Source organism: Klebsiella sp. 1SOBk10mer (assembly GCF_046602535.1).
GTDB lineage: Bacteria > Pseudomonadota > Gammaproteobacteria > Enterobacterales > Enterobacteriaceae > Klebsiella > Klebsiella quasipneumoniae.
In genome coordinates this window covers 804,645-817,745 of the sequence record NZ_JBKIUP010000001.1, presented here as the reverse complement: position 1 = coordinate 817,745, position 13,101 = coordinate 804,645, and the positions used below count along the sequence as shown (strand labels likewise).

The 13,101-nt window shown below is 59.2% G+C and carries 13 protein-coding genes; 5 read left to right on the top strand and 8 right to left on the bottom strand.

Annotated features, from left to right (window positions below; all coding sequences use genetic code 11):
- The first annotated feature begins 184 nt into the window (after positions 1–184).
- Complete coding sequence (chaA, locus tag ACLH1I_RS03915) at positions 185–1,285, top strand: sodium-potassium/proton antiporter ChaA (RefSeq protein ID WP_004203207.1); 1,101 nt, start codon at positions 185–187, stop codon at positions 1,283–1,285.
- A gap of 87 nt (positions 1,286–1,372) precedes the next feature.
- Here chaA and kdsA read toward each other — a convergent pair whose 3' ends face one another.
- The 6 genes from kdsA to hemA are packed head-to-tail and all read right to left on the bottom strand — an operon-like array spanning position 1,373 to position 6,704.
- Positions 1,373–2,227 (bottom strand): 3-deoxy-8-phosphooctulonate synthase, encoded by an 855-nt coding sequence (gene kdsA, locus ACLH1I_RS03910; RefSeq protein WP_002910393.1) that lies wholly within the window; start codon positions 2,225–2,227, stop codon positions 1,373–1,375.
- Positions 2,228–2,266: 39 nt separating this feature from the next.
- On the bottom strand, positions 2,267–3,079 hold the full coding sequence (gene sirB1 / locus ACLH1I_RS03905; RefSeq protein WP_017899847.1) for an invasion regulator SirB1: 813 nt from the start codon (positions 3,077–3,079) through the stop codon (positions 2,267–2,269).
- Between the two features lie 3 nt (positions 3,080–3,082).
- On the bottom strand, positions 3,083–3,475 hold the full coding sequence (gene sirB2 / locus ACLH1I_RS03900; RefSeq protein ID WP_008804389.1) for an invasion regulator SirB2: 393 nt from the start codon (positions 3,473–3,475) through the stop codon (positions 3,083–3,085).
- Positions 3,475–4,323 (bottom strand): peptide chain release factor N(5)-glutamine methyltransferase, encoded by an 849-nt coding sequence (gene prmC, locus ACLH1I_RS03895; protein ID WP_017899848.1) that lies wholly within the window; start codon positions 4,321–4,323, stop codon positions 3,475–3,477. The genes sirB2 and prmC overlap by 1 nt, the downstream gene beginning before the upstream one ends.
- Positions 4,323–5,405, bottom strand: a complete 1,083-nt coding sequence (gene prfA / locus ACLH1I_RS03890) for a peptide chain release factor 1 (protein WP_004203214.1) — start codon at positions 5,403–5,405, stop codon at positions 4,323–4,325. Before prfA ends, prmC begins: the two co-directional genes overlap by 1 nt.
- Before the next feature lie 42 nt (positions 5,406–5,447).
- Complete coding sequence (hemA, locus tag ACLH1I_RS03885) at positions 5,448–6,704, bottom strand: glutamyl-tRNA reductase (RefSeq protein ID WP_151385249.1); 1,257 nt, start codon at positions 6,702–6,704, stop codon at positions 5,448–5,450.
- Positions 6,705–6,975: 271 nt separating this feature from the next.
- On the opposite strand from hemA, the gene lolB reads away from it, so the two are divergent.
- The 4 genes from lolB (at position 6,976) to dauA (ending at position 11,496) form a co-directional block, all read left to right on the top strand.
- Positions 6,976–7,587 carry a lipoprotein insertase outer membrane protein LolB gene (lolB, locus tag ACLH1I_RS03880; protein ID WP_151385250.1) on the top strand — a complete coding sequence of 204 codons (612 nt, stop codon included), beginning with the start codon at positions 6,976–6,978 and terminating at the stop codon, positions 7,585–7,587.
- Complete coding sequence (gene ispE, locus ACLH1I_RS03875; RefSeq protein ID WP_072140567.1) at positions 7,587–8,435, top strand: 4-(cytidine 5'-diphospho)-2-C-methyl-D-erythritol kinase; 849 nt, start codon at positions 7,587–7,589, stop codon at positions 8,433–8,435. Before lolB ends, ispE begins: the two co-directional genes overlap by 1 nt.
- Positions 8,436–8,618: 183 nt before the next feature.
- Positions 8,619–9,566: a ribose-phosphate diphosphokinase gene (prs, locus tag ACLH1I_RS03870; RefSeq protein WP_002910407.1), complete on the top strand. Its 948-nt coding sequence runs from the start codon at positions 8,619–8,621 to the stop codon at positions 9,564–9,566.
- Positions 9,567–9,816: 250 nt separating this feature from the next.
- The gene (gene dauA, locus ACLH1I_RS03865; protein WP_004203219.1) at positions 9,817–11,496 is read left to right on the top strand and encodes a C4-dicarboxylic acid transporter DauA; all 1,680 of its coding nucleotides are present in this window, start codon (positions 9,817–9,819) and stop codon (positions 11,494–11,496) included.
- Here the strand turns inward: dauA and ACLH1I_RS03860 are convergent, their stop codons facing one another.
- Entirely contained in the window at positions 11,497–12,543 is a 1,047-nt protein-coding gene (locus tag ACLH1I_RS03860) for a MerR family transcriptional regulator (protein ID WP_048324773.1), read from the bottom strand.
- 222 nt (positions 12,544–12,765) lie between these two features.
- Complete coding sequence (gene ychH, locus ACLH1I_RS03855; protein ID WP_002910437.1) at positions 12,766–13,041, bottom strand: stress-induced protein YchH; 276 nt, start codon at positions 13,039–13,041, stop codon at positions 12,766–12,768.
- Between the last annotated feature and the right edge of the window lie 60 nt (positions 13,042–13,101).

Genomic DNA, 13,101 nt, shown 5'->3' with positions numbered 1-13,101 from the left:
AATTTTAGTAATTATCTGAATATTAATAATAAAAATAGAGTAATCGCAAATTATAATAAACTAATCAAGATATCTCTCGACACCCGTAAATTTAAGTAAAAATCCAGCGGCAATTTAGCAAAATCTGTTACTTTATCGCCCTGCGTTTTTATAATTATAACACCTGCATAAATGGAGATGGTTCATGACCCATGCACATGAGGCGGTAAAAACCCGCCATAAGGAGTCCTCCCTCGTCTTTCCGGTGCTAGCGCTGGCGGTGCTGTTTTTCTGGGGCAGCAGCCAGTCACTGCCAGTGGTTATCGCGATTAACATCCTCGCGCTGGTCGGTATTTTAAGCAGCGCCTTCAGCGTGGTCCGCCACGCCGACGTTCTTGCCCACCGCCTGGGCGAACCCTATGGCTCCCTGATCCTCAGCCTGTCGGTGGTTATCCTTGAGGTCAGTCTGATCTCGGCGTTAATGGCCACCGGCGACGCCGCGCCGACCCTGATGCGTGACACGCTCTACTCCATCATTATGATCGTCACCGGCGGTCTGGTCGGTTTTTCCCTGCTGCTGGGCGGGCGTAAATTCGCCACCCAATATATGAATCTGTTCGGCATTAAGCAGTATCTTATCGCCCTGTTTCCGCTGGCGATTATCGTGCTGGTGTTTCCCATGGCGCTGCCGGGCGCGAACTTTAGCACCGGGCAATCGCTGCTGGTGGCGGTGATTTCGGCGGCCATGTACGGTGTTTTCCTGCTTATTCAGACCAAAACCCATCAGAGTCTGTTTGTTTATGAGCATGAAGACGACGGCGACGATGACGACCCGCACCACGGTAAACCGTCCGCCCACAGCAGCGGGTGGCATACCGCCTGGCTGCTGGTGCACCTGGTGGCGGTTATCGCCGTCACGAAAATGAACGCCAACCCGCTGGAAACGCTGTTGACCAGCATGAACGCCCCGGTGGCCTTTACCGGCTTCCTGGTAGCCCTGCTGATCCTGTCGCCGGAAGGCCTTGGCGCGCTCAAAGCGGTGCTCAACAATCAGGTACAGCGGGCGATGAACCTGTTCTTCGGCTCCGTGCTGGCCACCATCTCACTGACGGTCCCGGTAGTCACCCTCATCGCCTTCCTGACCGGCAATGAGCTGCGCTTTGGCCTTGGCGCGCCGGAAATGGTGGTGATGGTCGCCTCGCTGGTGCTGTGCCATATCTCCTTCTCCACCGGACGCACCAATGTGCTGAACGGCGCGGCCCATCTGGCGCTTTTCGCCGCCTACCTGATGACCATTTTCGCCTGACCTCGCTTCCCCGCCCGGCGGAGTCCGGGCGAAAAAAAAGCCTGCCGGTTTTGACGCCGGCAGGCTTTTTAACTGATGAGGTCAGGCTTACTTGCTGGTATCCAGCTCGTCGAAGCTTTTCACCAGATCGTCAATCGCTTTCATCTGCTTGAGGAACGGCTCCAGTTTATCCAGCGGCAGCGCGGAAGGGCCGTCGCATTTCGCGTGGTCCGGATCCGGATGCGCTTCGATAAACAGACCGGCGATACCTACCGCCATACCGGCGCGGGCCAGCTCGCTCACCTGCGCACGGCGACCGCCGGAGGCAGCGCCAAACGGGTCGCGGCACTGCAGCGCGTGGGTGACGTCGAAGATAACCGGTGAGTTGTTGGAGGCTTTCTTCATCACGCCGAAGCCAAGCATATCCACGACCAGGTTGTCGTAACCGAAGTTAGCGCCGCGGTCGCAGAGGATCACTTTGTCGTTACCACCCTCGATGAACTTATCGACGATGTTGCCCATCTGGCCCGGGCTGACGAACTGCGGTTTCTTGACGTTGATCACCGCCCCGGTTTTGGCCATCGCTTCCACCAGGTCCGTCTGGCGCGCGAGGAAGGCGGGAAGCTGGATCACGTCCACGACGTCAGCCACCGGCTGCGCCTGGCTGGCTTCATGAACGTCGGTGATGATTTTCACGCCAAAGGTCTGCTTCAGCTCCTGAAAAATCTTCATCCCTTCTTCCAGACCCGGCCCACGATAGGAGTGGATGGAGGAACGGTTGGCTTTATCAAAGGAGGCTTTGAAGACGTAGGGGATGCCGAGCTTCTGCGTAACGGTGACGTAATGTTCGCAGATACGCATCGCCAGGTCGCGTGACTCCAGCACGTTCATCCCGCCGAACAGCACGAACGGCAGGTCGTTCGCTACGTTGATATCACCAATGCTAACCACTTTTTGTTTCATAAGTTCGCCTTATCAGGGTGTAACCGGAATGGTTCCAGACTAATGCAATGTAATTTGTTTGTGCGAAATCGTGTTGATTTGTGCGCGGATCATCTCGCTAATCGGATCCTCCGGACATTGCTCGACAAAATAGCTCAGGTCCAGCAGCGCCACGTGATCGCAATCCAGCTGGGCATATATCAGCCCGCGGTCGCGGATCTCATACGGGTCTTCCGGGTTAAACTGCAGCAGCGCTTCGCTGGCGCGCAGGGCCAGCTCCATCTGCCGCTCTTCCATCAGCGCCGACTTCAGGGTGTCCAGCAGCTTGCGGATCACCTCGGCGTTATCCGCTTCGTCGAGATCTTCATTAAACAGTTCCGCCACCGGCCCGATGTTGCCCTTCAGCCATACCTCCAGAGTATGTTCGTCGAGGGTTTCGCCATTGAACGGATTAATCAGCCACATCTCTTCGCTGGTTTCCGGGTCCGCGCGCAGCAGCATCTGGGTCGGGAAGATCACCGGCACCACCGGCAGCCCCAGACGCTGGGCGATCCACAGCAGGATCGCGCCTAACGACACCGCGCTCCCCTGACGGTTGACCAGCACTTTATCCAGCCAAAGCGCGTCGGAAAGACGATAAACGCCCTGCGAGGCGCCAAAGCCCCACTCCTCGTAAAACAGCGCCAGCAGGCGTTCTATCTGGCGTTCCTGGTCCCACGAAGGCGCAATCTCCTCCTGCGCGAGGCGCAGCAGCCGCTGCAGCTCTTCCTCGACAAAACGCGTCGGAAAATCGTCGCGAACCTGTTCAGAAATGAGGACCATGCCATCACACAATGGCGCTTTGTTAAATTCGAAATCCGCTAATGACCCCATGACCTACCCCAGTATCGGTATTCTTGTGATGGCGAGTTGAATGATGATAAACAACACCACCAGCGCCAGCAGGAACGCGATAAAGCGGCTCTGCTGGCTGCGCGGACGACGACGGCCCAGCGCGATAAAACCTAATGCGATATAAATGATAACGCCAAACAGCTTTTCAGTCAGCCATGCGCCGTCTTCTGTGAACGGCAGGTAGTGCGTTATCGCCATTAATCCCGCACCGCTGAGAAACAGCAGCGTATCGCTGCAGTGCGGCGCAATTCGCACCCACCGCTGGTTCAGCAGCGGGCTCTGGTGATACATCCACCAGTAACGTAAAACGAACAATCCTACCGACACCACCACGCTGGCGATGTGCAGATAGAGGACAGCCGTGAATAAGTTCATCAGCCAACGTTCTCCATGTCGGGTAAACGTCCGAGGGTCAGACGCTCATTGTCGCCATAGTCGCGACAGGTCGCGACGTCCAGATAGCCCGCTTCGCGGAACAGCGCGCGCACCGCTTCGCCCTGGGTCCAGCCATGCTCCAGCAGCATCCAGCCGCCGGGCTGCAGATACTGCCGCCCCTCGCGGATAATCTGCGCCAGATCGGCCAGCCCCTCATCGCCCGCCACCAGCGCCGTTAGCGGCTCAAAGCGCACATCGCCCTCGGCGAGATGCGGGTCTGCCGCGTCGATATAGGGGGGATTGCTGACGATCATGGCGAAACGCTGCCCGGCCAGCGCGGCAAACCAGTCGCTTTGCCGTATCGTCACGTTAGCGATGCCCAGATGGGCGGCATTACGCAACGCCAGCGCCACGGCGTCCGGCATGACGTCCACCGCGGTGATCTCACAGTCCGGACGCTCGCTGGCCAGCGCCAGGGCAATGGCGCCGGTCCCGGTGCCGAGGTCGAGAATACGGCACGGCGCGACGGGCAGACGCGCCAGCGCCTGCTCTACCAGACATTCGGTATCCGGGCGGGGGATCAGCGTCGCCGGGGAGACAAACAGCGGCAGCGACCAGAACTCCCGCTGCCCGACCAGATGGGCGATGGGCTCCCCGCGCTGGCGTCGCTGCAGGAGCGCCTCCAGCGTCGTCGCCTCGTCAGCGGAGAGCGTCGTTTCGCCGAAGGCCAGGATCCAGGTGCGCGCCCGGCCGGTGACGTGTCCCAGCAGGATCTCGGCGTCGCGTCGCGGACTGTCGCTCTCCGCCAGGCGGGCGATTGCCTGCTGCAGCCAGGCCTGAAAGGTCATCATTCCTGCTCGGACAGCGCCGCCAGCTGATCGGCCTGGTGTTCCTGGACAATCGGCTCAATCAGCATGTCGAGTTTGCCCTCCATCGCCTCATCCAGACGGTAAAGGGTCAGGTTGATGCGGTGGTCGGTCACGCGGCCCTGTGGGAAGTTGTAGGTACGGTTGCGATCGCTGCGGTCGCCGCTGCCCAGCAGGTTGCGGCGCGTGGAGGCTTCCGCCTGCTGACGCTTGGCCACTTCGGCGGCGCGGATCCGCGCACCCAGCACCGACAGCGCCTTGGCTTTGTTTTTATGCTGAGAACGTTCGTCCTGACACTCCACCACGATGCCGGTGGGCAGGTGGGTAATACGGATCGCCGAGTCGGTGGTGTTAACGTGCTGCCCGCCCGCGCCGGAGGAGCGGAAGGTATCGATGCGCAGATCCGCCGGGTTGATATCCGGCATTTCCGCCTCCGGCAGCTCCGGCATCACCGCCACCGTACAGGCGGAGGTGTGGATACGCCCCTGCGACTCGGTGGCCGGCACGCGCTGCACGCGATGACCGCCGGATTCAAATTTGAGCCGGCCGTAGACGCCGTCGCCGCTGATCTTGGCGATCACCTCTTTAAAGCCGCCGTGTTCACCTTCGTTGGCGCTGAGGATCTCCACCTGCCAGCGGCGCGATTCCGCGTAACGGGTGTACATGCGGAACAGATCGCCGGCAAACAGCGCCGCTTCGTCGCCGCCGGTCCCGGCGCGTACTTCCACGAAGGCGTTACGCTCGTCATCGGGATCTTTCGGCAGGAGCAGGACCTGCAGCTGTTGCTCCAGCTGTTCGCCTTTATCTTTGGCGTCCCGCAGCTCTTCCTGCGCCATTTCGCGCATTTCCGGATCGTCGAGCATCATCTGTGCGGTTTCAATATCCTCCTGCACCTGACGCCAGTCGGTATAGCAGCGCGCCACATCGCTCAGTTGAGCATACTCCCGCGACAGCGCGCGGAATTTATCCTGATCGGCAATCGTCGCGGCATCGCCGAGCAGCGCCTGCACTTCTTCGTGGCGCTCGTACAACGCTTCCAGTTTGGCAACAATAGAAGACTTCATAGGCGTGAATTCACCCTGTCCTGAAAATAAGAGAAAGGTGCGCTATTCCAGCCCGAGGCTGTTGCGCAGAATATGCAGGCGTTCGTCGTCCCCGTCACGGGCGGCCTGCTGAAGAGATTTGGTTGGCGCGTGGATCAGGCGGTTGGTGAGCTTACGCGCCAGATCCTGCATAATTTCCTGGGCATCGCCGCCCTGCTCCAGCGCGGCCAGCGCCTTCGCCGTCAGCTCCTCACGGACCTGCTCAGACTGCGAACGGTACTCACGAATGGTCTCGCTGGCGCTCTGCGCGCGCAGCCAGGCCATAAATTCGCTGGTCTCCTGCTCGACGATCGATTCCGCCTGCACCGCCGCTGCCTTACGCTGCGCCAGGTTATGCTGAATGATGTTTTGCAGATCGTCGACGCTGTAGAGGTAGGCGTTAGCCAGTTTACCGACCTCCGGTTCGATGTCGCGCGGGACGGCGATATCCACCAGCAGCATCGGCTGGTTACGCCGCGCCTTGAGCGCGCGCTCCACCATGCCTTTGCCGATGATCGGCAGCGGACTAGCGGTGGAGCTGATAATGATGTCGGCCTCTTTCAGCCGTTCGTCGATATCGCTAAGGGCAATCACCTCGGCGCCCACTTCTTCCGCTAGCGCCTGGGCGCGTTCACGAGTGCGGTTGGCGATCACCATTTTGCGCACGTGATGTTCGCGAAGATGACGCGCCACCAGTTCGATGGTTTCACCGGCGCCGACCAGCAGCACCGTCACGCTCGACAAGGATTCAAAGATTTGCCGCGCCAGGGTACAGGCGGCGAAGGCGACGGAAACGGCGCTGGCGCCGATATCGGTTTCGGTACGCACGCGCTTGGCCACCGAGAACGATTTCTGGAACATCCGCTCCAGTTCGCTCACGTTGAGGTGGCCGCGGCTGGAATCGGCGAAGGCTTTTTTCACCTGGCCGAGGATCTGCGGTTCGCCCAGCACCAGCGAATCAAGGCCGCTGGCGACGCGCATCAGATGGCTGACGGCGTCGTTATCCTGGTGCCAGTAGAGGCTTTTACGCAGGTCTTCTTCATTGAGGCCGTGGTAATTGCACAGCCAGCGGATCAGCGCTTCCTGCAGGTTATCCTGCTCTTCGACGCTGAGATAGAGTTCCGTGCGGTTGCAGGTCGACAGCACCACTCCACCCTGCACCATCGGCTGTGCCAGCAAGCTCTCCAGCGCCTTATCGAGCGTTTCCGGCGAAAACGTGACGCGTTCTCGCAGGGCGACCGGAGCTGTTTTGTGATTGATGCCAAGAGCTAAAAGGGTCATTGTGAGGGAGTAGTACCAGCGTTGCTAAGGTTAGTCTGAGTGCATCATACAGGATGCGCGTAATCAATAAAAGAGAGGCTCCCCTTTTGGAGTAATAGCCAAAGCAAGACCGCCATTAAGGTTAATTTTTTGATTTCAGACAACTTGAACGTAGACGCTATCGCCCGGCGACGCTAGCATTAAGGGTTATAAATGTAACCTGCTACACAAATCGGCCCGCTGTTCCCCTGCCGCCGGATTTCACTGTAGACATCAAGGATTTGTCATCATTATGAATCGACTGTTCCGCCTGCTGCCGCTGGCCAGCCTCGTCCTGACCGCTTGTTCTGTTCATACCCCCCAGGGGCCTGGCAAAAGCCCGGATTCGCCGCAGTGGCGCCAGCACCAGCAGGCTGTTCGCAGCCTCAACCAGTTCCAGACCCGCGGGGCGTTTGCCTATCTCTCCGACGAGCAAAAAGTCTATGCCCGCTTCTTCTGGCAGCAAACCGGTCAGGACCGCTATCGCCTGCTGCTAACTAACCCGCTGGGCAGCACCGAGCTGTCGCTGACCGCCCAGCCGGGCAGCGTGCAGCTGATCGACAACAAAGGCCAGACCTATACCGCCACCGATGCCGAAGAGATGATTGGCCGCCTGACCGGGATGCCGATCCCGCTGAACAGCCTGCGCCAGTGGATCATCGGCCTGCCGGGTGACGCCACCGACTATTCGCTGGACGATCGGTACCGTCTGCGCGAACTGAACTACACGCAAAACGGCAAAACCTGGCAGGTCACCTACGGCGGCTACACCACCGATACCCAGCCAGCCCTGCCGTCTAATGTCGAGCTAAACAATGGCGCCCAGCGCATCAAGCTGAAGATGGATAACTGGATCGTGAAATGATGAGCCGCTGGCCCTCACCTGCAAAACTGAATCTGTTCTTATATATCACCGGCCAGCGGGCCGATGGTTACCACACCCTGCAGACGCTGTTTCAGTTCCTCGACTATGGCGATACGCTGACCATCGAACCGCGCGCTGACGGCGAACTGCGTTTGCTTACGCCGGTGGCCGGTGTACCGGATGAAGAAAATCTGATTATTCGCGCCGCGCGTCTGTTGATGCGCGCCGCCGGCGAAAGCGGCCGCCTGCCGGCGGGCAGCGGCGCCGATATCAGTATCGATAAACGCCTGCCGATGGGCGGCGGCCTGGGGGGCGGCTCGTCCAATGCCGCCACCGTGCTGGTGGCGCTTAACCATCTCTGGGGCTGCGGGCTTTCGGAAGATGAGCTGGCGACCCTTGGTCTGCAGCTGGGGGCCGATGTGCCGGTCTTCGTGCGCGGCCATGCCGCCTTTGCCGAGGGAGTGGGTGAAATTCTCACGCCGGTGGAGCCCGAGGAAAAATGGTACCTGGTGGCTCATCCAGGCGTCAGTATTCCGACGCCGATCATTTTTCGCGACCCGGAGCTACCACGAAATACCCCGCGCCGGTCAATTAATACGTTATTAAATTGCGAATTCAGCAACGATTGCGAGCTTATCGCAAGAAAACGTTTTCGCGAGGTTGATGCCGCGCTTTCCTGGCTGTTAGAATATGCGCCGTCACGCCTGACCGGCACAGGGGCCTGTGTGTTTGCTGAATTTAACACCGAATCCGCTGCCCGTCAGGTGCTGGACACTGCCCCGGCATGGCTAAATGGCTTTGTGGCGCGCGGAGTCAATCTTTCGCCGCTCAAGCAGGCCCTGCTCTGATTCCTGCGCTGTGATGGCGCAACGATCATGAGTCAGCCGGGGAAATTGAGTTACGGTGACAACGTCACCCTGTTCCAGACGTTGCATCGTGCTCTTTAAATACACCGACTGGATCGAATGGCGCCAGCCCGCACATTATTGGCCCATTCATCCACCACTGGACGCATGCCTGAGGTTCTTCTCGTGCCTGATATGAAGCTTTTTGCTGGTAACGCCACCCCGGAACTAGCACAACGTATTGCCAACCGCCTGTACACTTCTCTTGGCGACGCCGCTGTAGGTCGTTTTAGCGACGGCGAAGTCAGCGTACAAATCAATGAAAACGTACGCGGTGGTGATATTTTCATCATCCAGTCCACTTGTGCTCCCACCAATGACAACCTGATGGAACTGGTTGTTATGGTTGATGCTCTGCGTCGTGCTTCGGCAGGTCGTATCACCGCCGTTATCCCTTACTTCGGTTATGCTCGTCAGGACCGTCGTGTTCGTTCTGCTCGTGTGCCAATCACCGCGAAAGTGGTGGCGGATTTCCTGTCCAGCGTCGGCGTTGACCGCGTGCTGACCGTTGACCTGCACGCAGAACAGATCCAGGGCTTCTTCGATGTGCCAGTTGATAACGTGTTCGGCAGCCCAATCCTGCTGGAAGATATGCTGCAGCTGAACCTGGACAACCCGATCGTGGTTTCTCCAGACATCGGCGGCGTAGTTCGTGCTCGCGCTATCGCTAAACTGCTGAACGATACCGATATGGCCATCATCGACAAGCGTCGTCCGCGCGCCAACGTCTCCCAGGTGATGCATATCATCGGCGACGTCGCTGGTCGTGACTGCGTGATGGTCGACGATATGATCGACACCGGCGGCACCCTGTGTAAAGCGGCAGAAGCGCTGAAAGAGCGCGGCGCGAAACGCGTATTCGCTTACGCGACGCACCCAATCTTCTCCGGCAACGCAATCCAGAACATCAAAAACTCAGTGATCGATGAATTTGTCGTCTGCGATACCATTCCGCTGGCACCAGAAATTAAAGCGCTGGATAAAGTGCGTACTCTGACGCTCTCCGGTATGCTGGCTGAAGCTATTCGCCGTATCAGCAATGAAGAATCAATCTCTGCTATGTTCGAACATTAATCGAGCCGAGCACAAAAACCCGCTGCGGCGGGTTTTTTTGTCTCTGCATTTTTAATTCTTCCACAACATCATTCGGCATGCGTCAAGGCGGCAAGTGAATGAATCCCCGGGAGCGTACAGGCAGTACGTGACTGGGGTAAATGAACGCAGCCAACACAGAGGCATCCCGAAAGATGACGTGGAAATGATCAATGCCTCCTTCACCTGCCATTTAGTTGACAGATGATGCGCTCATGGATGAAACATTATTGTGAACAGATTATTTTCCTCACATGTGATGCCTTTCCGCGCCCTCATCGACGCTTGTTGGAAAGAACAGTACACCACGGCCCGCTTCACGCGTGACCTGATCGCCGGGATCACCGTCGGGATCATTGCGATTCCGCTGGCGATGGCGCTGGCGATTGGCAGCGGTGTGCCGCCGCAGTACGGCCTCTATACCTCAGCGGTGGCAGGGATTGTGATCGCCTTAACCGGCGGGTCGCGCTTTAGCGTTTCCGGCCCGACCGCCGCCTTTGTGGTGATCCTCTATCCGGTTTCCCAGCAGTTCGGCCTGGCGGGGCTGCTGGTGGCGACGCTGATGTCGGGAATCTTTTTAATTCTTTTCGGCCTGGCGCGCTTTGGCCGCCTGATCGAATATATCCCGCTGTCGGTCACCCTCGGCTTCACCTCCGGGATCGGTATCACTATCGGTACCATGCAGATTAAGGATTTTCTCGGCCTGCAGATGCCCCATGTGCCGGAGCATTATCTGCAGAAAGTGGCCGCGCTGGCGATGGCCCTGCCGACCATTAACGTCGGGGACGCCGCCATCGGCGTCGTCACCCTCGGCACCCTGATCTTCTGGCCGCGGCTGGGTATCCGTCTGCCGGGCCACCTCCCCGCGCTGCTGGCCGGCTGCGCGGTGATGCTGGTAGTCAACTTGCTCGGCGGCGATGTGGCGACGATCGGCTCGCAGTTTCACTATCAGCTGGCGGACGGCACTCAGGGCAACGGCATTCCGCAGCTGCTGCCGCAGCTGGTGCTGCCCTGGGATATGCCGGGCTCCAGCTTTACCCTGAGCTGGGCTTCGCTGCAGGCGCTGCTGCCTGCCGCCTTCTCCATGGCGATGCTCGGCGCGATTGAATCTCTGCTGTGCGCGGTGGTGCTCGACGGTATGACCGGTACCAAGCATAAAGCCAACAGCGAGCTGATTGGCCAGGGGCTAGGCAACATCGTTGCGCCGTTCTTCGGCGGAATCACCGCCACCGCGGCGATTGCCCGCTCGGCGGCGAACGTGCGCGCCGGCGCCACATCGCCGGTTGCCGCCGTGATCCACGCCCTGCTGGTGATCATGGCGCTGCTGATCCTCGCCCCGCTGCTCTCCTGGCTGCCGCTGTCGGCGATGGCCGCCCTGCTGCTGATGGTGGCATGGAACATGAGTGAGGCGCATAAAGTCATCAATCTGCTGCGCCACGCGCCGAAGGACGACATCGTGGTGATGCTGATGTGCATGTCGCTGACGGTGCTGTTTGATATGGTGATCGCCATCAGCGTCGGGATCGTGCTGGCTTCGCTATTGTTTATGCGCCGTATCGCGCGCATGACGCATCTGGCGCCGGTCAACGTCGAAGTGCCAGACGATGTGCTGGTGCTGAGGGTGATCGGTCCGCTATTCTTTGCCGCCGCCGAAGGTTTATTCAACGATCTGGAGACCCGGATCGCCGGCAAGCGCATCGTGGTGCTGAAGTGGGACGCCGTGCCGGTTCTCGACGCCGGCGGTCTGGATGCCTTCCAGCGCTTTGTGAACAAGCTGCCGGAAGGCTGTGAATTGCGCGTATCTAACCTCGAGTTTCAGCCGCTACGCACGTTAGCGCGCGCCGGCGTCAAGCCGCTGCCAGGCCGCCTGAGCTTCTACCCCGATCGTCAGGCCGCGCTGGCTGACCTGTGATCACCCGGCGGCAGGCCCCTGCGCCTGCCGCATCAACGCCCCCGTCGCCTGTTGTAGCCAGCTCAGCACCGCCGGCGTCATCCAGGTGCCCTTCATCAAATGCGGCTCCTGCTCCATTGCCCGACGAAACTTCTGCAACGTCTGCGGCCGGGTACCGGCGTAGGACTGAAACAGCTCAAGCCACGCCCGGGCCAGCGCCTGACCCGACGCTGAATCCGGCGCTATACCCTCCCGACATGCCTGATGCAGCTTCGCCACCAGCGCTGGCCACTCCTTTAGCCGGTCGAAATAGTGCTGGCGGGTGAACGCCATCTCTTCATCGTCGAGATACCGCGCCCAGATGGCCAGTTTGCTTTCGGCAAAGGCTTCGGTGATAAAGGCGATGATGGCCGGCGTGACGCCGGTCTGTTCAACCATTTGCGGCTCGGCGGCATGCATCGCGTTCAGGCGGGTCAGAAACTCCGGGCGCCCTGCTGTATCCTGCTCCAGGCGCTCCATCCAGCGCGTCGCCAGACTCATCGCCTGCGGACTGTCCGTCGGGCAGCCGCTCGCCATCAGCGTCTGCACCTCCTCCGTTAGCTCGCGCCACGCTTGGGCGCGCTGTTCATCCTGTGCCGCAAACGGCAGCGCGGCTAACTCCTGTTGACTAAACCAACGATCGTACATTTTCATTAACTCCAGCGTCTGTAGCCAGGACTCCAGATCGGGTTCATTGCCGCTCGCCAGCGCCTCGCGCAGCGCCAACAGCCGGTCGCGCAGCCTGGCGACATCACGCAGTTGGTCATTCAGCGTCTCTATCTGCTGCGTCAGCAGCTCAGGCAGCGACAGCGTTTGCCGATCGAGATAGTCCTTGATGGTGGCGAGCGTCAGCCCGGTCTGCGCCAGCGCCTTTATCATATGCAGGCGCTGAACCGCTGACAGGTTATAGAGCCGATAGCCCGCCTCGCTTCTGGCCGAAGGCGTTAACAGCCCCGTCTGTTCATAATGATGCAGCGTACGCACCGTCAGTCCGGCGCGCTTCGCCAGCTCTCCCACCTGAATTAACATGACTGCTCCTCTCTGTGGCCAGGTCCGCTACTCTGCTGCCTGACGTAACGTCAGGGTCAAGCATAAAACGCGCTTAATATTCACTTTTGGCGGCAACCATAGCATCACGAAGCTCAGGTCGGAATGGGGGTCGTTATATGGCGGGAAAAAGAAGAAGCGATAACGAGAGTCAGAGAAAAACGCATCGGCCGCGGAAGGCCGATGCGGAAAATGCGGTTGCGGTTAGCTGTGACGATGCTGGTTACGACGGCAGCGTTTATCGTAGTGGCGCACCCACCAGTAGCGGTCGCTGACCTGCTCGTGGCCGCCAATACGGGCTCCGGCCAGCCAGAGCACAGCACCGACGAAGATGCTTAAGATAGCGCCATGCGCAAAGAATTGTGGCAGGTTAAGCTGCGGAAGTTGGTTCAGAATGGAGTAACCCACCCCCACAACCATCACCACCAACCCTAACCCCATGAGTACGTTACCGAGTAACGAAGCGTTTTTGCGTTTCATGTGTCACCTCCGGACTTTGGGTTGCCAGGGAATGTCCCCAAATCTTATAGGTGTAGTATA